Source organism: Bradyrhizobium japonicum USDA 6, from assembly GCF_000284375.1.
In the GTDB taxonomy this organism is placed as follows: domain Bacteria; phylum Pseudomonadota; class Alphaproteobacteria; order Rhizobiales; family Xanthobacteraceae; genus Bradyrhizobium; species Bradyrhizobium japonicum.
Window position 1 is genome coordinate 1,719,946 of the sequence record NC_017249.1, and the last position, 17,599, is coordinate 1,737,544.

Annotated in this window: 18 protein-coding genes and 1 tRNA gene; 8 read left to right on the top strand and 11 right to left on the bottom strand. The window is 64.0% G+C overall.

Translation table 11 applies throughout. The annotated features are described in order from the left end of the window. The first annotated feature begins 56 nt into the window (after positions 1-56). Entirely contained in the window at positions 57-467 is a 411-nt protein-coding gene (locus BJ6T_RS08005; RefSeq protein WP_014491803.1) for a GFA family protein, read from the top strand. A 3-nt stretch (positions 468-470) separates the two neighbouring features. On the opposite strand, the gene BJ6T_RS08010 is transcribed toward BJ6T_RS08005, so the two are convergent. Continuing rightward, positions 471-1,223 (bottom strand): sulfite exporter TauE/SafE family protein, encoded by a 753-nt coding sequence (locus BJ6T_RS08010; RefSeq protein ID WP_028169936.1) that lies wholly within the window; start codon positions 1,221-1,223, stop codon positions 471-473. A gap of 95 nt (positions 1,224-1,318) precedes the next feature. Here BJ6T_RS08010 and BJ6T_RS08015 point away from each other — a divergent pair, with 95 nt between their 5' ends. Then, a complete protein-coding gene (locus tag BJ6T_RS08015; RefSeq protein WP_014491805.1) occupies positions 1,319-2,212 on the top strand; it encodes a LysR substrate-binding domain-containing protein in 894 nt (297 codons plus the stop codon). A 77-nt stretch (positions 2,213-2,289) separates the two neighbouring features. On the opposite strand, the gene BJ6T_RS08020 is transcribed toward BJ6T_RS08015, so the two are convergent. The 4 genes from BJ6T_RS08020 to BJ6T_RS08035 form a co-directional block, all read right to left on the bottom strand. Then, the gene (locus BJ6T_RS08020) at positions 2,290-3,084 is read right to left on the bottom strand and encodes a dienelactone hydrolase family protein (RefSeq protein ID WP_014491806.1); all 795 of its coding nucleotides are present in this window, start codon (positions 3,082-3,084) and stop codon (positions 2,290-2,292) included. A 191-nt stretch (positions 3,085-3,275) separates the two neighbouring features. Further along, positions 3,276-4,241 (bottom strand): Bug family tripartite tricarboxylate transporter substrate binding protein, encoded by a 966-nt coding sequence (locus BJ6T_RS08025; RefSeq protein ID WP_028169935.1) that lies wholly within the window; start codon positions 4,239-4,241, stop codon positions 3,276-3,278. Positions 4,242-4,274: 33 nt separating this feature from the next. Next, positions 4,275-5,057, bottom strand: coding sequence for a histidinol-phosphatase (gene hisN / locus BJ6T_RS08030; RefSeq protein WP_014491808.1), 783 nt, complete (start codon positions 5,055-5,057; stop codon positions 4,275-4,277). 547 nt (positions 5,058-5,604) lie between these two features. Continuing rightward, positions 5,605-6,495, bottom strand: a complete 891-nt coding sequence (locus tag BJ6T_RS08035) for an N-formylglutamate amidohydrolase (protein WP_014491809.1) — start codon at positions 6,493-6,495, stop codon at positions 5,605-5,607. A gap of 327 nt (positions 6,496-6,822) precedes the next feature. Here BJ6T_RS08035 and cpdR point away from each other — a divergent pair, with 327 nt between their 5' ends. Next, complete coding sequence (gene cpdR / locus BJ6T_RS08040; RefSeq protein ID WP_007597092.1) at positions 6,823-7,182, top strand: cell cycle two-component system response regulator CpdR; 360 nt, start codon at positions 6,823-6,825, stop codon at positions 7,180-7,182. Positions 7,183-7,255: 73 nt separating this feature from the next. Beyond that, a tRNA-Val gene (locus BJ6T_RS08045) sits at positions 7,256-7,330 on the top strand. Positions 7,331-7,526: 196 nt separating this feature from the next. On the opposite strand, the gene BJ6T_RS08050 is transcribed toward BJ6T_RS08045, so the two are convergent. Together BJ6T_RS08050 and BJ6T_RS08055 are read right to left on the bottom strand one after the other, a co-directional pair. Next, positions 7,527-8,051, bottom strand: coding sequence for a Cif family virulence factor (locus tag BJ6T_RS08050; protein WP_014491810.1), 525 nt, complete (start codon positions 8,049-8,051; stop codon positions 7,527-7,529). Between the two features lie 158 nt (positions 8,052-8,209). After that, positions 8,210-9,508: a heme-binding protein gene (locus BJ6T_RS08055; RefSeq protein ID WP_014491811.1), complete on the bottom strand. Its 1,299-nt coding sequence runs from the start codon at positions 9,506-9,508 to the stop codon at positions 8,210-8,212. A gap of 472 nt (positions 9,509-9,980) precedes the next feature. Here BJ6T_RS08055 and BJ6T_RS08060 point away from each other — a divergent pair, with 472 nt between their 5' ends. Both BJ6T_RS08060 and BJ6T_RS08065 read left to right on the top strand, forming a co-directional pair. Beyond that, positions 9,981-10,466, top strand: coding sequence for an L-2-amino-thiazoline-4-carboxylic acid hydrolase (locus BJ6T_RS08060; RefSeq protein WP_014491812.1), 486 nt, complete (start codon positions 9,981-9,983; stop codon positions 10,464-10,466). An 11-nt stretch (positions 10,467-10,477) separates the two neighbouring features. After that, a complete protein-coding gene (locus tag BJ6T_RS08065) occupies positions 10,478-10,723 on the top strand; it encodes a hypothetical protein (protein WP_014491813.1) in 246 nt (81 codons plus the stop codon). A gap of 105 nt (positions 10,724-10,828) precedes the next feature. Here BJ6T_RS08065 and BJ6T_RS08070 read toward each other — a convergent pair whose 3' ends face one another. Then, positions 10,829-11,287: an NUDIX hydrolase gene (locus BJ6T_RS08070; protein WP_014491814.1), complete on the bottom strand. Its 459-nt coding sequence runs from the start codon at positions 11,285-11,287 to the stop codon at positions 10,829-10,831. A gap of 230 nt (positions 11,288-11,517) precedes the next feature. On the opposite strand from BJ6T_RS08070, the gene BJ6T_RS08075 reads away from it, so the two are divergent. Beyond that, positions 11,518-11,940, top strand: coding sequence for a RidA family protein (locus BJ6T_RS08075; protein ID WP_014491815.1), 423 nt, complete (start codon positions 11,518-11,520; stop codon positions 11,938-11,940). A 9-nt stretch (positions 11,941-11,949) separates the two neighbouring features. On the opposite strand, the gene BJ6T_RS08080 is transcribed toward BJ6T_RS08075, so the two are convergent. After that, positions 11,950-13,041 (bottom strand): enolase C-terminal domain-like protein, encoded by a 1,092-nt coding sequence (locus BJ6T_RS08080; protein ID WP_014491816.1) that lies wholly within the window; start codon positions 13,039-13,041, stop codon positions 11,950-11,952. Between the two features lie 194 nt (positions 13,042-13,235). On the opposite strand from BJ6T_RS08080, the gene BJ6T_RS08085 reads away from it, so the two are divergent. Further along, entirely contained in the window at positions 13,236-14,798 is a 1,563-nt protein-coding gene (locus BJ6T_RS08085; protein ID WP_014491817.1) for an adenylate/guanylate cyclase domain-containing protein, read from the top strand. A 293-nt stretch (positions 14,799-15,091) separates the two neighbouring features. Here BJ6T_RS08085 and BJ6T_RS08090 read toward each other — a convergent pair whose 3' ends face one another. Further along, positions 15,092-16,315 carry an ABC transporter substrate-binding protein gene (locus BJ6T_RS08090; protein WP_014491818.1) on the bottom strand — a complete coding sequence of 408 codons (1,224 nt, stop codon included), beginning with the start codon at positions 16,313-16,315 and terminating at the stop codon, positions 15,092-15,094. A gap of 266 nt (positions 16,316-16,581) precedes the next feature. Continuing rightward, positions 16,582-17,514: an alpha/beta hydrolase gene (locus BJ6T_RS08095; RefSeq protein WP_014491819.1), complete on the bottom strand. Its 933-nt coding sequence runs from the start codon at positions 17,512-17,514 to the stop codon at positions 16,582-16,584. Between the last annotated feature and the right edge of the window lie 85 nt (positions 17,515-17,599).

Genomic DNA, 17,599 nt, shown 5'->3' on the forward strand with positions numbered 1-17,599 from the left:
CGGATGACTGGTCCGGCATGCAGTCGGCCCGATAGAGGCCGCGCGGGGAGGTTTCGATGGTTCGTGGAAGCTGCCTATGCGGCGCCGTGCGTTTCGAGATCGATCAAGTGCGAGCGCTGACGCATTGTCATTGCGCCAATTGCCGCAAGCTGACCGGTGCGGCCTTCGCCACCTATGCCCATGTCGATGCCGACAAGTTTCGCTTTGTTGCCGGCGAGGACATGACCGTGGCTTACGAATCCGCGCCGGGGAGCTTCCGCCATCGCTGCAAGACCTGCGGCTGCCTGACGCCGGGCAAGGCGAGTTATCTGCCGACCGTCAGCATTCCCGCCGGCCTGCTCGATGACGATCCCGATGTCAGGCCCCGCCTCCACGTCTTCACCTCGTCGCGCGCGCCGTGGTGGACGATCCAGGACGATCTGCCCCAGCACGAAAAATGGGTGCCGGGCTACGAACCCAAATCGTAGGCCTCAGGCGAACTCCTTCAGCAGTGCGCTGCCGGCGAGATAAACGCCGAGCAGGATCATCGCGATCAGGAACCAGCGGCGAAACGCTTCCGCCGGCATCCGCGCCCGCACCGACTGGCCGACGAACATGCCGGCAAAGGCCATGGCCATGCCCACGGCGCCCGGCACGGCGTTCGCCGGCGTCAGCAATCCGCCGGCGGTGAGATTGAAGGCGAGCGCCAGCGTCGCCGTCGTGAAGAACACGCCGAGCGCCTGCACCAGCTCGTCCTTCTCCATGCCGATCGCCTGCATGAACGGCATCGAGGGGATCACCTGCACGCCGGTCGAGGCCGAGATCACGCCGGTGATCACGCCGACCACGCCGCCGGCCCATTTCTCGTTCTGCGGCGCGACCTGGAACTTGAACTTGCTGAGCCCGACGATCGCGTAGATCACGAGCAGGATTCCGAGCACGATCGTGCCGTAACGGGCATGGGGACCGGTCAGCGCGCCGGCATTGAGCCAGCATCCGATCACGGTGCCGATCATCAGCGGCCACAGCCGCTTCAGGATGTCGCGCAGATAGGGGCCGGCGAAGGTCTGCCAGATATTGGTGACGATGGCGGGCACGATCACGATGGCGATCGCGCGGCTCGGCGCCATGCTCACCGCGAGCAGGCCCATTGACACGGTCGGCAGGCCGAGCCCGACCACGCCCTTGACGAATCCGGCGATCAGGAAGACGGCGGCGATGAGGATGAGGAGCGGGTCGATGATCATATCTTGCACATTGACCGAAGCCGCGCGCCGGCACAATCTGGAGGTTACGGAGACAGCCTTCGTCCTTGCCGGAGGCTGAGGAGAATCCAGCCATGCGCTTCGACCTCGTCGACCTCCAGCTCTTCATCGCGGTCGCCGACCAGCGCAGCATCACCCGCGGCGCCGAGCGATCGAATCTCGCCTTGGCCTCTGCCAGCGCGCGGATCAAGGGATTGGAGGATGCACTCCGCGTTGCCCTGCTCAACCGCGGGCGCCGTGGCATCGAGCTGACGGCCGCTGGTGAAAGCCTGCTCGATCACGCCCGCATCGTCATCCATAATGTCGAGGCCTTGCAAGGCGATCTCGCCGCCTATGCCAGCGGTGTGCGGGCGAGCGTGCTCCTGCTTGCCAACACGTCGGGGCTCTCGGAGCACCTGCCGCGGGCGCTCGCGGCATTCCTCCGTGAGCATCCCGATATCAATGTCGACGTCGAGGAGCGCGAGAGCGCTGACATCGCCGCCGCGATTGTCAGCGGCGCTGCGGATATCGGCTTCGCGGCGGAGCATGCGCTGCCCGACAGCGTCGAACGATTTCTGTTCAGCGAGGACCGGCTGATGCTGGTGGCCGCGCGCCGAAGCGACCTCGGCAGTCGTCGCCAGATCGACTTCCAGGAGGTGACCGAACGCGATTTCGTCGGGCTTACGGCGTCGACTGCGTTGCAGGTTCACATCTCCCGGCATGCAGCGAAGCTCGGTGCCCGCCTTCGCGTTCGCGCCCGCCTGCGCGATTTCGACGCGATCTGCCAGATGGTCGCCGCTGACGTCGGGGTTGCCGTTGTTCCGGAAACCGCGGCAAGGCGCTGCGCGAGATCGATGCCGATCGTGGCCATCCGGATCCGCGACGGTTGGGCCAATCGAAGATTGACGATCTGCGCCCGCAGCTTCAAATCATTGCCGCGCCCCGCCAAGCAATTGGTGGACTATTTGCGTGCCGAAGTTCAGAGGTGAGACACGATCTTGAAGGTCGGGGGACGACGCAGCTCGCCAAGGCTCGAAAAGGCCACCCACAAGGTGGCCCTTTCTGTCTACTTTTTGAGGTCGGCGGCGAAAAACTTGGTCGCCTCGGCCTTGGCTTCCTGATCCGCCTTGGCGTCGTATCTGAGTGGCAGGTTGAACTTCGTGCCGAGCTCGGTCGCTTCGGGGTTCGTGAAGGCGTGCACAGCGCCCGGATATTCGACGATCCGATAATCGGCCTTGGCGGCGTCGAAATCCTTCTTGAGCGCATCGTATTGCTCGCGCTTCACGAAGGGGTCGTCCGCGCCGTTCAGGATCAGGATTTTTGCCTTGACGGTTCCCGGCCCTGGCGCAGGCGTATTGAGACCAAGCGATGCATGAAAGCCCGCAACGGCGGCGAGGTCGGCGCCGGCACGCGCCATGTTCAAGACCACTGCGCCGCCGAAGCAGTAACCAACGGCGCCGATCTGCTGGGGATTGACCGAAGCCTGTTTGGCAAGCTGGTCCCGCGCGGCCTTGAAGCGCGACTCCATCACCGCTGGGTTCTTCATCACCGCGCCCGACAGCGCGCCGGCGTCCTTCGGGTTGTCGGCGGTCTTGGCGTCGCCATACATGTCGGCAATGAAGGCCGTGTAGCCCTGCTGCGCGAACTTCCGCGCCTCGTTGTGGATGTGATTGGTGATGCCCCACCATTCATGCACCATCACGATTCCGGGGCGCTTGGCTTGGCTGGCGTCGTCGTACACGACGAAGCCCTTCATTGTGGTCTCGCCGTCGCTATAGGTGACCGGCTCCTCCTTGATCGCGGCGTTTGCGCTGGTGACCATTGCGATGGCGCAAAATGCTCCCAGTATCATTGTCCGCATGCTGACCTCCCGCGGGTTTGGCGCCAATTACATTGGCATGCCAGACATTGCAGCGCCATACTGCGAAAGCGGCGGTGTGCGACACAGGGCCGTGATTGCGTGGTTAGGCCGGCTCGCGGCAATTCCTTGTGTTGCCCCTCGGGCAAAACAGGCGAGATCCAGGTCAATTCAATTCGGGAACAAGTCTTCCGCTACTTCGCTGTTTCGACGCCGGCGTCCTTGATCACCTTGGCCCATTTCGCGGTCTCATCCGCGATGAACTGCCGAAAATGCTCCGGCTCATCGCCGATCAACGTTGCGCCTTGCGCGGCGAGCTTCTCCTTCACCGCCGGATCTGCCATCGCCTTCGTTGCCAGACCATGCAGCGCGGCGACGATCTCCTTCGGCGTGCCCTTGGGTGCGACCATGCCGTACCAGTTCTCGATGCGCAGGTCGGCAAAGCCTGCTTCCGCGGTGGTCGGCACGTCGGGCGCGGTCGCGGAGCGCTCGGCCGAGCCGACCGCGATCGGCTTCAACGCGCCGGCCTTGACCTGCGGCAGCAGCACCGGAAGATCCAGGAAGGTCATCTGCACCTGCTGGCCCAGGAGATCGTTCACCGCGGGAGCTGCGCCACGATAGGGCACGTGGACGATGTCGATCCTGGCCGTCAGCTTGAACAATTCGCCGGCGAGGTGCGGCAGGCTGCCGGGGCCGGAGGAGGCGAAATTGAGCTTTCCGGGCTGCGCCTTGGCGAGCGCGATCAGCTCGCCGATGTCCTTTGCGGGCACGTTGGTGGCGACGACAAGCATTTCCGGCACGGTCGCAACCAGCGTCACCGGCGTGAGGTCGCTCGAGGTGTCGTAGGCGACCCGCTCCATGCTCGGGCTGATCGCGAGCGCGCCGGCCGAGGAGATGGCGATGGTGTAGCCGTCGGGCGCGGCCTTCGAGACCGCGTCGGTGCCGAGCACGCCGCCCTGACCGCCGCGGTTGTCGATCAGCACCGGCTGCCCTGATAGCTCCGACATGCGCTGGCCGATCACCCGGGCAATGATGTCGTTGGGACCGCCGGCCGGGAACGGCACGATCAGCTTGATCGGCTTTGCGGGAAAATTCTGCGCAGAGGCGAGGGTGGGAAACAGAAGCAGGAATGTGAGGAGGAGCTTAGGCCAGTTGTTCATGCAGGCTCTTTTCATGCACGCTCCTTGGGGCGTTTATCCGTTGAGCAGTTTCAGTGCTTCTTCGTGAACTCTGGCGTCGCCGGCCGCGATGATGCGGCCGCCGCCCTGGGCCGGCTTGCCTTCCCAGGTGGTGACGACGCCGCCGGCGCCGGTCACGATCGGGATCAGGGCCGCGATATCGTAAGGCTTCAGCTCGGTCTCGACCACGAGATCGACGTGACCGGCCGCCAGCATGCAATACGAGTAGCAGTCGCCGCCATAGCGTGACAGCCGCGCGCCCTGTTCGATGCGGCTGAAAATGGCGCGATCGCGTTCGTTCATCAGCAGCGGGCTGGTGGTGTAGCTCGTTGCCTCCGACAGCGAGGCGCAGCGGCGGACCTGGAGCCGGCGCTCGCCCGACGGGCCTTTATAAGTGGCCGAGCCGTTGTCGCCGGAGAAGCGCTCGCCGATGAAGGGCTGGTGCATCATGCCGTACACCGGCGCGCCCTTGTGCAGCAGCGCGATCAGCGTGCCCCAGATCGGAAAGCCGCCGATGAAGGATTTCGTGCCGTCGATGGGGTCGAGCACCCAGACATAATCGGCGTCCTCGCGCTCATTGCCGAATTCCTCGCCGACGATGCCGTGCTGGGGGAAGCTCGCCTTGATCAGCCGGCGCATCACCGCCTCCGCGGCGCGGTCGGCCTCCGTCACGGGGTCGAAATCCTTGGTCTTGCTCTTGTCGTCGATCGACAGCGAGGTGCGGAAGAACGGCAGGATGGTTTCGCCGGAGGCGGTGGCGAGCCGTCCGATGAAGGCTGAGAAGTCGATCACCGTCACGGCGCATCCTCAAAACGAAAGTCGGGTGAAGCTCGCTCTTGCCTAGCTCAATTCGCTTCTCGCGTGCAGCGCTGAGTTGGTTTGCTCCCTGGTATTTTGGATGCCGCAACCGGCTGCCCCATCCCAGTCATATGCTGGCCAAATATCGATCACAGAGTTGAAAACTTAGTTCCGAGTATGCCTTGTTCGTATGCAAACGGTTATCAACCCATTGAATTTCCTTATCAAAGAAACTGAATCTGGGTTTCGCTATAAGCAAATGAGCCATGTGCATATTGCATGGGAAACGGCTCGAAAGCCCTTGCACTTTGTGCGTCGCGGCCGCATATTGTTGCGGTGCGGTAGCGCTCTGCGTTACCGCTGCCCTCCTTGGGCGTTTCCTCCCTAGACTTGGGCCGCTTCTTCATCAGAAGCGGCCCTTTTTTCTTTGAGCCTCGATCTTCACTTCGAGCGCGTGAAAACGCGAAGCGAAGATTCGGCGCACGATACGCTGGCAGCTTGATCTGATGTTTGGTCGGCGATGCGATCGCGCGGCGGCGGCTCGCTATTATTCCGCCGCGGCCTGGAACGGGCCGAGATCGCCGAACGGGATCGTCGTCGCCAGCACGTCGGCGAGCACGCCGAAGTCGCTTGCCACTTGCGCAAAGCGCGGACTGCGCTCGCGTCGCCGCTCGTCCATGTAGATCGCGCGGTTGAGCTCGAGCTGCACCGCGTGCAGGCCGCTTGCGGGGTTGCCGTAATGCTCGGTGATGAAGCCGCCGGCATAGGGCTTGTTGCGACCGATCGAATAGCCGAGCCCGCCCATGGTCTCCTCGACCCTGTCCGGAAGCAGCGGCGTGCAGCTCGTGCCGTAGCGGTCGCCGATCACGATGTCGGGCCGCCGCGGCTCGTCCCTGCTGACGCCGACCGAGGGCATCGAGTGGCAATCGACCAGTACCACGGTGCCGAACATCTGGTGCACCTTGTTGATCAGCCGGCGCAGCGCGCGATGATAGGGCTTGTACAGCGTCTCGATCCGCGCCAGCGCATCGTCGACCAGGATGCGTTCGCGGTAGATCTCCTGGCCGTCGCCGACCACGCGCGGGATGGTGCCTAACCCGCCGGCGACCCGCATCGAGCGGGTATTGGCAAAGCTCGGCAGCCGGCCGGTGAACATGCGGGGGTCGAGCTCATAGGGCTCACGATTGACGTCGACATAGGAGCGGGGAAAGTTGACCCGCACGGTCGGAAAGCCGCGCTCGCTCAAATGGCCGATCAGCTCGTCCATGAAGGAATCTTCGGACCGCCGCAGCGTCGTCAGGTCGATCCTGGAGGCGCTGAGGAATTCGTCCGGATAGGTCGAGCCGGAATGGGGCGAGTTGAAGATGACAGGCGCGCGCCATTGCGCGGGCTCCACGATCTCGAAGGCGGGCGACACGTCGCCGTCAAACCGGGTCATCTTCTCAGGCTTCGTCCCTTCGCGCCGCAGGATCCGGGTCTCGGATCGAATTGATTCGGCCGGTGGAGCGGCTCTTATGTGTCGCCATTGTCTGGAATCGCAACCATTCTGCCAAGCGAAAAGATGTGATCGGCGCTGGAACATGTCTTAACCGTGTGGGCAGGGAAGCGGGGATGCGCCGGCGGCTCGATTGATTCGTGCCGCATTCGGGTTCACAAGGGACCGGCAGCGCAGCCAGCCCAGGGTAAAGATTTTCACCCCAAATTTACCGTCTGTCGGGCTTAGTAACCTCTGCTGATATCCTCTGGGGATTTGACGTTTCCTGCCATGCCCAAAATCCTGCTCGCCGAAGACGACAACGACATGCGCCGTTTCCTGGTCAAGGCGCTGGAAAACGCTGGTTTTCAGGTCTCGTCCCATGACAACGGCATGGCCGCCTATCAGCGGCTCCGGGAAGAGCCGTTCGAGATGCTGCTGACCGACATCGTGATGCCGGAGATGGACGGCATCGAGCTCGCCCGCCGGGCCTCGGAACTCGACCCCGACATCAAGATCATGTTCATCACCGGCTTCGCCGCGGTCGCCCTGAACTCGGATTCGGACGCCCCCAAGAACGCCAAGGTGCTGTCCAAGCCGGTGCATCTGCGCGAATTGGTCAGCGAAGTGAACAAGATGCTGGCGGCCTAAATCGGCCCCCTTCGGTCCTTGCACCGGCTCCCCTGAGCCGTTATAGGGACGCGACCCGATCTAGAGACATCTAGGGCGCGTAGCTCAGCGGGAGAGCACTACCTTGACATGGTAGGGGTCACAGGTTCGATCCCTGTCGCGCCCACCATCCTTCGCTCGCGATCGCGAGAGTAGGATGCCACACCGAAGCCCAACGGGCGCAGGCGGGCTTGCCGCCGCAAGCCTCGGCCAGGCCCAAACAATCCGCGATTGCGAAGCGCGCGCGTAGCTCGCATGGAGCGAAGCGCAATCCGGGATTTGCCCCGGTGCTGCAGCAAGCCACGCCCGACGATACCCGATCGCAGCTATTTCAGTTCCGTGTTCGCGACCGGCAGGACGGAGGCGACGGACCAGCCGTTCGCATCCCGTACGTAGGTCTGGCTGATCAGAAACGTATTCTGTTGGGGTGGCTTGCCGGGAAGGCCGCGCGTGAAGACGATGGGAACGAGGACCTGCATGACCTCGTTCGAGATCACGGCGACGTGGAATTTCGACATGTCGGGTTCGAGGTGCCAGGTGCCCTCGTAATAGCCCTTGAAGCGGTCCGCGACCGCATCACGGCCTCTGGTTTCGATACCTCTCGCAAACAACAGCGTGCCGGGCGAATTCCACAACATGGCCTTCACATCGCCCGCGTTGTGCGCATTCTGCGCGGCAATGAATTTTTCGAAGATGGTTCGCGCCTGCGCATCATCTGCCGCGGCCAGCGCCGGTCCGGCCGACCAGGCGGTCGCCGCGAGAAACAGCGCTGCGGCAATTGCCGCAACATGACCGCGCCGTGCAAATCGTCGTAGCCTGATGGAGCCGCGGGACATCTTGGAAGGGGGCATGATCATCTCTCTTTTGGATGACAATGATCATACCATTGATCGCCTCGCCGGCTTTTCAGGATCGCGCGAGCGGCGGTCACCGTTGCATCACGGCTGCGTTGGTTCAGGCCACGTCCGATGCCGCGGACGTGGCGCATCGTCGTCACACGCCATCCGCCTCACGTCAGCGGCAACAGATGATCCGGGATCGGCACGGGTGCTGCCGGCACCAGCGATGCGACCGAGACGTGCGGCCAGGTCAGGCCGGCGAAATCCAGCATGACCTTCTGTGAGTACTGGATCTGCGTCGTCGCCACTTTGACGTGGCCGCCCTTGAAGCCCTTGTTGGGCACGAACGGGATCGTGGCGACGAAGCTCGGAACCAGCGGCACGTTGCTCCTCTGGCGCGGTTGCAGGATCACCGGCGGCGTTCCCGGCGGCAGGGCCGGCACGTCGATGTCGTAAACCACCGTCTCGATCCAGAACACCGCGTCCATCTGGAAGGCGTTGGCGTTCGCGCCATTGCCGCCCGGCGGCGGAACGGGCAAGCCTTGAAGGAACGCGATGTTCGCGGTGCCGCCGGCGAAGCTCGGCGCCTGCGGATGCGGGCCGGGCGAGGGGATGGCCGGCAACGGGCCGCCGGACAGCGGCGTGCCGGGCTTCGTGGATGTCTCGATGGCGATGGTCTGGGTGATGGTCTGATGCGCGATCTGACTGCGCAGCACCGTGTTCGGATCGGTGATCATGGCCTGGGTGAGCTTGCCGGAGGCCATCAGTGCGGTCAGATCCTGAGGTAGCCGGCGGGTGGTGTTGTTGGCCGCGGTCTGATTTTGGAAGGGGATCTTGTTGCCCGGATTGCCGCCGATGAACGGGGTGATGTCGATCGCTGCGATGGTCGGTTTGCCGCCGACCGGAGGCAGCGCGGTGCCTTGCGCGACGATCGTCGTGCCGTGCGGGATCGACGCCATGCGCGCAACGGTGAACGGCTCGTGCGGATTGGTGGTGGCCGGCACCGCCAGCCAGATGCCGGGTTCGAAGTGAATGCCCACGGGCGTTCCCGTGGTGATGTCGTTGATGGTCTGGAGATACGGCACGCCGTTGAGGAATGCGTCCGCCTGCTGCAGCGAGCCGCGATTGGGGATCGAGCCGAGACTGTTCGAGAACGACATCGTCTCGTCGGTGAGATTCAGCTCCAGCACGTTGTCGTCGGGGTCCGTGGTGTTGATCGGCCCCGGCATCGGCGTCGGCGTGATCTTGCTGTCGGGCCGGAAGATCGTATTGAATCCCTGTCCTGTGAAGGTGCCCGTGAAGGCCGACAGCGGACCGAGGATGGGCGGCAAGGTGACCGGCGGACGCGCAGCTCGGGCAGCGGCCCCCGCGGCGGGCTGCGCGGCGTCCCTGAACACCTCGTCGACCTCGTGGATGGAGAAATTCGCGGTCTTGGTGAATGCACTGGTGAGTGGTTTGGGCTCGTCCATGGTGATCCCTCGCGATGCTGCAACTGTCGATGCCGGCCTTTCCCCGGGCCGACTGTCCGGGCAGGTGAGTCCTGCGCTATTGCGCCTCGTGATCCCGATCGCGTCTCGTGATCCGCCCGATGCCGGGCATGACAACATCGTTCACGCGCGCTCATGTGCGCGTGCCGACTACGAACATCGATCGGCCCTATGTTGTCGGCCGGGCCGGATACTCAACGGATCCGCGTGAATCGGTCGTGATCTTCAACTTGCGGTTCGGGCAAATGTGCGGTCGGAAAATAGGCGAGCCCTGCGAACTGAGCGAAGCATTGCTTCCTTCTCCGTGGTCGAAAATGAGATCATTAAAATGGATGTCGGGCGACTGGGCGGCTTCGGTTATGCTGGACTATCATACAACCTTAAGATGGTCGCAAATGTGTGCCAGGTCACAGGGCCAAAGAGTTGCAGCAACGAGAGACGAGCGAGGCTGCCCATGAGCGTTTCCGTCATCGAGCAGGCAAAAATCCAGGCGCAGGTGCTGGTGCCGCTGGTCAAGGCATTGCAGGCCGAGCTCGGCGAGGCGCGCGCCAACACACTGGTGCGGAAGACGCTCGGCGATCTCTATCGCGGCTTCGGTGAGGAGTTCTGGAAAACGAAGAACGAGACCGAGAACAAGACCGATCTTAGCAAGGCCGTGTCGTCGGCGTTCAAGGCCTATGCCCGCGACGATGCCCTCGCCTATGACGTGATCGCGCAGACCGAAGACACCTTTGCGTTCGACGTGACGCGATGCGCCTATGCCGAGTTCTACAAGGCGCTGGGCGAACCGGAGCTCGGCTTTCTCCTGGTCTGCACTGCCGATTTCGCGACCGCGGACGGGTTTGGTCCCGACGTCAGGCTCACGCGCACGCAGACCATCATGCAAGGCGCCAGCCATTGCGATTTTCGCTACCGGCGCGATACGGGGGGATCACGGTGAAGGGGACGCAAATGATGCGGGCAAGCTGCCTTGCCATGGCAATGCTGGCGCTGATGGCGTCATGCGCCGATGCGGCGATCATCGACTGGCAGGCCGAGCTTCAGCGCTGCCGCGTGCTGCGGCAGAACGTGGCGCCGCTGCTTCAGGCCGGCGAGGGGATATCCGCCGTCGGCCGCTCCAACAGATCCGTCCGCCGTTGCATCTGGATCCAGCGCGTGGCGGTGCGCAAGAAGATCCCCGGCGCGGAGGTGTGGTAACACTCCGTCATTGCGAGCGCAGCGAAGCAATCCAGAATCTTTCCACAGTGACAGTCTGGATTGCTTCGCTGCGCTCGCAATGACGATGTGGAGGCAGCGACGTATTCAGGTCCATCTCCCGCGCAGCAAGCCCTTCAGTCCTGTCGGATAGAGGCGCGGCCCGCCCTCGACGTCGAGCTCCGCAAGATCGAACCAGCGTGCGACGATCTCTTCGCCGTTATCCTCGCGGAAGTCGATGCGGTCCTGGCCGCTGAACGCGCCGTCCGGAAGCGCGACCTCCGCGATGAACATCACCTCGTGCCCGGTCGATCCCTCGTGCACAAAAATGTTCTCCATCACCAGCGGCTCGCCCGTGATGGCGATGTCCACGCCGAGCTCTTCGTGAAATTCCCGCACCAGCGCCACCCGCCAGCTCTCGCCGAACTCGATTTCGCCGCCGAGCGGGCGCACGCCCTTGATCCGTCCTGCATCGTCACGCACCTCGGCCGCGAGCAGGCGCCCGTCCCGCCAGTGCAGGCCGATCGCGACGACGCGGATGTGAGGGTGGGGCCGCCACGTGGTCATGGGGCATCGTTATCGTGCCCGCCGCCGCTGCGCAATGCGCGGTGGCGAGGCCTTGTCGGGCTGGATACGCACCGCCTTCGGCAGGCAAATGCTTCGCAGCCTTGATCCGTGACTCTCCGCCTGCCATTGTCCGGTCATCCATGACGGCGACGAGCCTGGTGGGATACAATTTGCGGCGTTCGGCGAAAATTGTCGCTTCGCCGGACGTGACGAGAAGGCAGGTTTCCGAGATGAGCAGCGTGAACAAGCCCGGCGGCAACTATTTGCCGGTGATCATCCATGGTGGAATCGCGTATGTCAGTGGTCAGCTGCCGCGTCGCGGTGAGGACCTGCTGTATGCGGGCAAGGTCGGCGCAAATGTCGATATCGCGGCCGCGCAGGAGGCCGCTGCTCTCTGCGCCGATCTCTGCATTTCGGCCATCAACCACGCAACAGGCGGAGAGGACAGGATCGTCCAGGTCCTGCAGCTCGTTGGCTACATTGCTTCAGCGCCCGGATTTACCCAGCAGTCGCAAGTCATGAATGGGGCCTCCGACCGGCTGATCGAGCGCTTGGGCGATCGCGGTCGTCACACGCGCACGTCTGTCGGCGTCGCCGAGTTGCCGCGGGGCGCTCCCGTCGAGCTGAGTATGATTGCCGCTGTTCGGTCCTAAGAGGCGGTCTTATCCGACGAGATATTTCTTCACCGCCGCCTCGTCCCACGCAATCCCGTTGCCCGGCTCCTCGCCCGGCAGGGCAAAGCCGTCCTTGATCTGCAATCGCGTCGCCAGCACGGCGTCGGCCCAGTCGACATATTCCAGCCAGTGCGCGGTCGGCGTCACGCAGAGCAAATGCGCGCTGACCTCCGAGAACAGGTGCGTCGACATCTCGATGCCGGCGGCCTGCGCGAGCGCGGCGGCGCGAAGCCACCCGGTGACGCCGCCGATGCGCTGCACGTCGGGCATCACGTAGTCGCAGGCTTCCGCGGACAGCGCCGCCTGCATCGAGAAGGCGCTGTCAAAATTCTCGCCGATCTGGACCGGGGTGCGCAGCGCATCCGCAATGCGCGCGTTACCAGCGTAATCGTCGTGGCGGATCGGCTCCTCGATCCAGGTCAGCCCCTCGTCGTCGAGCATCTCGCCGCGGCGGATGGCTTCGGTGACCGTCAGGGCCTGGTTGTAGTCGCACATCAGCGTGACCTGATCGCCGACGGCCTTGCGCACCGCGCGCACCACGGCGAGATCCTCCCGCGCATCGGGCCGGCCGACGCGGATCTTTGCGGCGTGAAAACCTTCGGCGAGCAGCTTGTGGGCTTCGTCCACCGCGGCGCCCGCCGGCATGATGCCGAGCCCCTTCGAATTGTAGGCCCTGACCGGCTTCGGCGCGCCGCCGAGCAGGCGCGCGAGCGGCAGGCCTTTGCTGCGCGCCAGCGCGTCCCATGCCGCCATGTCGATGCCGGATTGCGCCAGCCGCTGCAGGCCGGCGAGGCCGAGCAGGGTGAAGCGCTGGGTCAGCTTGCGCTCGATCTCAAACGGCAGCAGCTCGTCGCCGGCGAGGAGCTCTGACATTTCCGTGACCATCGCCGTCAGCGGCTTCAAGGCCGAAGGCGTGATCGAGAACAGATAGGCATGCCCCACCGCGCCCTGGTCGGTCTCGCAGTCGATCAGCACCAGCGGCGCCTTTGCGACCGCGCCGGTCGAGGTCTTGAGCGGCAAATTCATCGGCACGATCACGGGGCGCGCATTGAAGCGCTTGATGCGGATGGTCTCGGTCATATGGAGGATCTCCCGGCGGAGTGAATGCAGGTTAATGCCGATCTTAAACAATCGTCATGAAACGAAAAGCCATTTGCTGCGACCACCATGAAATGGGGTTGCGCGGCCTCGGATTTGCGGGCTCTCTGCCGCCGCAAGCTCTTGCCGCGAATTCCAGGGATTTGCGACAAGATCGCACACGACGGAGCCACAGGGTGAAACAAGAGATCTCCGAAGAACAGCGCAAGAGCGGCATCCTCACGGGGGCCGTGATCGCCTTGCTCCTGCTCGCCTTGCCGCTCGCGGTGTGGTTGGACCTGACCGACCTCAGCAAGACCGCGCTGCGCCGGCAGGCCGCCGACCTCAACTCGGTAATCACGAGCGTGCGCAGCTACTATGCGTCCAACGTGGTCGGCCGCATCCTGGCCAACCCTGATGGCACCACCAGGGTCGTCCACAATTACGAATCCGTCCCCGGTGCGATCCCGATCCCGGCGACGCTGTCGCTGGAGCTCGGACGGGTGATCGGCGCGCAGCAGGAGAACATCGCCTACCGCTTCGTCTCGGATTTCCCGTTCCGGAATCGCGCCGCGCACCAGCTCGACAAGTTCGAGAGGGACGCGCTCGACGCGCTTCGGAAGGACCCCGAGCAGAAGATCGTCGAGACCGAGACCTCGCTGTTCTCCGACAAGGTCCGGCTGGTCGCGCCCGTTACGATGGGGCCGGCCTGCGTCAGCTGCCACAACAGCCACCCCGAGAGCCCGAAGAAGGACTGGAAGGTGGGCGACGTCCGTGGCATCCAGGAGGTGATCATCGCGCAGCCGATCGCCGCCAACATCTTCTCGTTCAAGTTCCTGCTGGCCTATTTCCTGATCGCCGCGGGCTGCGGCCTGTCGTTCCTCTCGCTCCAGCGCCGCCAGGCCGGCCGCATCAAGGGCATGAACAAGGAGCTCGAATCCGCCAACGACTTCCTGGCTTCGCTCTCCATGAAGATCTCGCGCTACATCCCGCCGCAAGTCTACAAGAGCATCTTCAGCGGCCAGAAGGACGTCACCATCCACACCGAGCGCAAGAAGCTGACGATCTTCTTCTCCGACATCCAGAATTTCACGGCGACCGCGGAGCGGCTTCAGCCGGAATTGTTGACGCAGCTCCTCAACGAATATTTCACCGAGATGTCGGCGATCGCGCACGAACATGGCGGCACCATCGACAAGTTCATCGGCGATGCCATGCTGATCTTCTTCGGCGACCCCGAGACCAGAGGCGACCGTGCGGACGCTGAGGCCTGCCTCCAGATGGCCTGGCGCATGCAGCAGCGTCTTGCCGAGCTCAATGCGAAGTGGCGCGCGTCCGGCATCGAGCAGCCGTTCCGCTCGCGCATGGGCATCAACTCAGGCTATTGCAATGTCGGCAATTTCGGCAGCAGCGACCGCATGGACTACACCATCATCGGTGCCGAAGCGAACCTCGCCGCGCGCCTGCAGTCGATCGCCGAGCCCGGTGGCATCGTGCTGAGCTACGAAACCTTCGCGCTGGTCAGCGACATCGTCCGCGCGCACGCATTGCCCGCGATCACGATGAAGGGCATCAGCCGCGAAATCATTCCCTATTCGGTCGACGCGCTCAACGACGCGACGGCGGAGAAGAGCGGTGTCATCACCGAGCGCGCGCCCGGCCTCGAGCTGTATCTCGACCCCGCGGTGGTGAAGTCGGGCGATGCCGCACGCGTCCGCTCGCTGCTGGAAAACGCGCTGGCTTCGCTGAAGCCGGCGTGAGGGTGCGGACTCGCGAGCATCTTCTTTTTCCATCGAGAGAGTGTGCCGTGTGGCACCCCGCTCCCTAACCCTCCCCCGCAAGGGGGGAGGGAACGCAGTTGTGCGTGTGGCCGCTTCAGGGTGATGATGATTGGCTTTAGTTCTGTGAACTCATTGAGCTTGTGAGCCCAGCTCTCCCTGCGCGGCACAATGCGCTCCCTCCCCCCTTGCGGGGGAGGGCAGGGGAGAGGGGTGACCCAGCAAAAGGTGCGTGCTTGAACGCCGCGCCGCACCAACCCACCTCGACGCGAGACTCACCGCGCCGCCCCCTCGGTAAACGCAGTCTCGATCACATCACCAAAAGGCTGCCACGACCTGCCGTCGAACTGCACCAGCCGCATCTGCTTGATCGGCAGGTAGCTGTTCGGCGAGGTGTTCATCCTGATGTTGGGCAAGGCGACGGAGGGCTGCTGATCCCGCAGCGAAGCCGCCTGGCGCATGATGTTGTCGCGTGACAGGTCGTCGCCACATTGCTTCAGCACCTGCGTCAGCGCCTCGGCTGCGGCGTAGCCATAGACCGCGGCGCTGTTGTTGGTGCTTTCGACGTGGTGGTACTTGTCCATGAAGGCGAACCAGTCCTTCATGGCGGGGTCGTTCTTCCATGCGGGGTCGCTCGGATCCTTCAGGAAGGCCGCCGAGATCACGCCGGCCGAATTCTCCAGGCCCGCGGGCGCCATCGCGTTGGCGATCGAGGCGGAGGCGTCGTTGACGATGATGACCGGGCGCCATTTGAGTGACGCCGCGAGCTTAATCACCTTGGACGCCGTCGACGGCACGCCGAGGAAGACGAAGATGTCGGCGCCGGCGCGCTTGAGGATCGAGACGTGCCCTTCGAGATGCTCATCGTTGATATCGAAGGCGATGTCGACGAGAACGAGACGGTTCAGGTCGCCGAGACCTTCCTGGATGCCCCGGTAGAGCATGCGTCCGAACTGGTCGTTCTGCCAGAGCACCACGATCTTCTTCTTGGGGTAATAGGCCTGGATGTAGTTGGCATAGATGCGCCCCTCCGACCGGAACGACGGCTGCCAGCCCATGGTCCAGGGAAACGCCTTGGCCTGGCTGAGCTCCTCGTCGCCGGAGGCGACGAACAGCTGCGGGATTCGCTTCTCGTTCAGGTACCAACGCGTGGCGATATTGCCGGGCGTGCCGAACGAGCCGAACATCAGGTGCACGTCGTCCTTCTCGACCAGGTTGCGCGTCAGCTCCAGCGCTGTGGCAGGATCGGAATTGTCGTCGCGCGTGATGAAGCGGATCTTGCGGCCGTTGATGCCGCCGCGCGCGTTGACCATGTCGAAATAGGCGGCTTCCGCCTGGCCGATGGCGCCGAATTCCGAGAGCGGTCCCGAATACGGCATCACGTTGCCGATGCGGATTTCGTCGCCGCTCGCGGGTTGGTCTGCGCGTTGCTCGGACATGGCGCCAAGCGACGCGAGAGCGATCATCGAAACGAACAGCATCCTGCCGATGACGCGCATGCTCGATACCTTGATATTGGCCCCTCCAAGAGGTCGGCTCAATCCGCACCAAGTCCGCTTGATCTACGTCAAGCGTTTGTCAAAGCTGTGGCTTGATCGCCCGCTTCAAGGCGACGAATCGCGAACGAAACGACAGCCGTGTTGACGGGCTCCGACGGTAGTCTGCGTGCGTAGCGCGTCCTCGATTGAGAGGGTCCCCGTGTGGCACCCCTCTCCCTAGAGGGGTAGCTCGGCAAAGGTCGGAGTAATAAGCGAGCCGCGCGCCGCTACGGCAGCCCGCGCGCTTCGAGCTGATGCACAAGCAGCAGCGTCGGTTCGGCGAGGCTGTCGCCGGAGCCGTCGAGGCCGAAGGCGGCGGCGATGCCGTCGCGGCTGCGCAGCAGTGTGCTGCGCGGGCAATGGCCGGCGCCGCACAGCGTCTTCTTCAGGGTCTCGCCCTGCGCCACGACGCTCGCGGGATCGTTCGCGGCCCAGGCCAGCACGATCGGCGCGTCGACGTTGAGGATGCCGGGGAAGACCGACCGCTTGTCATATTCGGTGGGGTCGGTGCCGAGATAGGCCTTCTCGCTGTCGCTCGCGTCCTTGCCTGCGCGGTAGATCCCGGACACCAGCACGACGGCCGCGACATCGGCGCGATCGGTCTGGAACTCGGGATGCGCGAGCAAGGTGGCGACATGGAAGGCGCCGGCGCCGTAGCCGACCGCGACGATCTCGCGGGCATCGCCATTGAACAGGTCGATATTGCCATGGACCCAGGACAGCGCCGCCGCCACGTCGGTCGCACCCATCGGCCAGGCCGCCGCCGGCGCAAGGCGATAGCTGACGCGCACGCCGATCATGCCGTTGCGCGCGGCAAAGCACATCGCCTGGTCCTGGATCTCGCGGGACAGGTCCGGCGCGCCGCGATCGCCGGTAAAGGTGTCGCCCCCCACGAACAGCAGCACGGGCCGGGGCGTATCCGCCTTGGTCTCGCTGGTGGTGGCGACGTCGAGCACGTTGGCCTCGCTGTCGCCGTAGCGCAGCCCGCGCGAGAACGAGACCTGCTCGCACAGCCGCGCGGTGCCGCCGGCGGTCGTGTCGTTGTCGGTGAGGCCCACCCGGACGATATCGGACGGCCCCGTGAGCCGCGTCGGCGACGGACCGTGTGCGGAAGCTGCCGTCATGCCCAGGATGAGGAAGAAAGCAAGATAATTCTTCATGTTGGTATGTTGGTGCCGGCCCTGCGTGCCCGATATGGGCTCGCGCGTTTGGCCCGTCTTTTCAATTCGCCTTATTAGTTAGTTC

What these genes read in the sequence shown, in the direction of transcription:
- BJ6T_RS08005 (WP_014491803.1), top strand. Translation starts at nt 57, where the DNA reads ATGGTTCGTGGAAGCTGCCTATGCGGCGCCGTGCGTTTCGAGATCGAT.
- BJ6T_RS08015 (WP_014491805.1), top strand. Translation starts at nt 1,319, where the DNA reads ATGCGCTTCGACCTCGTCGACCTCCAGCTCTTCATCGCGGTCGCCGAC.
- BJ6T_RS08020 (WP_014491806.1), bottom strand. Translation starts at nt 3,084, where the DNA reads ATGCGGACAATGATACTGGGAGCATTTTGCGCCATCGCAATGGTCACC.
- BJ6T_RS08025 (WP_028169935.1), bottom strand. Translation starts at nt 4,241, where the DNA reads ATGAACAACTGGCCTAAGCTCCTCCTCACATTCCTGCTTCTGTTTCCC.
- BJ6T_RS08035 (WP_014491809.1), bottom strand. Translation starts at nt 6,495, where the DNA reads ATGACCCGGTTTGACGGCGACGTGTCGCCCGCCTTCGAGATCGTGGAG.
- cpdR (WP_007597092.1), top strand. Translation starts at nt 6,823, where the DNA reads ATGCCCAAAATCCTGCTCGCCGAAGACGACAACGACATGCGCCGTTTC.
- BJ6T_RS08050 (WP_014491810.1), bottom strand. Translation starts at nt 8,051, where the DNA reads ATGCCCCCTTCCAAGATGTCCCGCGGCTCCATCAGGCTACGACGATTT.
- BJ6T_RS08055 (WP_014491811.1), bottom strand. Translation starts at nt 9,508, where the DNA reads ATGGACGAGCCCAAACCACTCACCAGTGCATTCACCAAGACCGCGAAT.
- BJ6T_RS08060 (WP_014491812.1), top strand. Translation starts at nt 9,981, where the DNA reads ATGAGCGTTTCCGTCATCGAGCAGGCAAAAATCCAGGCGCAGGTGCTG.
- BJ6T_RS08065 (WP_014491813.1), top strand. Translation starts at nt 10,478, where the DNA reads ATGATGCGGGCAAGCTGCCTTGCCATGGCAATGCTGGCGCTGATGGCG.
- BJ6T_RS08070 (WP_014491814.1), bottom strand. Translation starts at nt 11,287, where the DNA reads ATGACCACGTGGCGGCCCCACCCTCACATCCGCGTCGTCGCGATCGGC.
- BJ6T_RS08075 (WP_014491815.1), top strand. Translation starts at nt 11,518, where the DNA reads ATGAGCAGCGTGAACAAGCCCGGCGGCAACTATTTGCCGGTGATCATC.
- BJ6T_RS08080 (WP_014491816.1), bottom strand. Translation starts at nt 13,041, where the DNA reads ATGACCGAGACCATCCGCATCAAGCGCTTCAATGCGCGCCCCGTGATC.
- BJ6T_RS08090 (WP_014491818.1), bottom strand. Translation starts at nt 16,315, where the DNA reads ATGCGCGTCATCGGCAGGATGCTGTTCGTTTCGATGATCGCTCTCGCG.
- BJ6T_RS08095 (WP_014491819.1), bottom strand. Translation starts at nt 17,514, where the DNA reads ATGAAGAATTATCTTGCTTTCTTCCTCATCCTGGGCATGACGGCAGCT.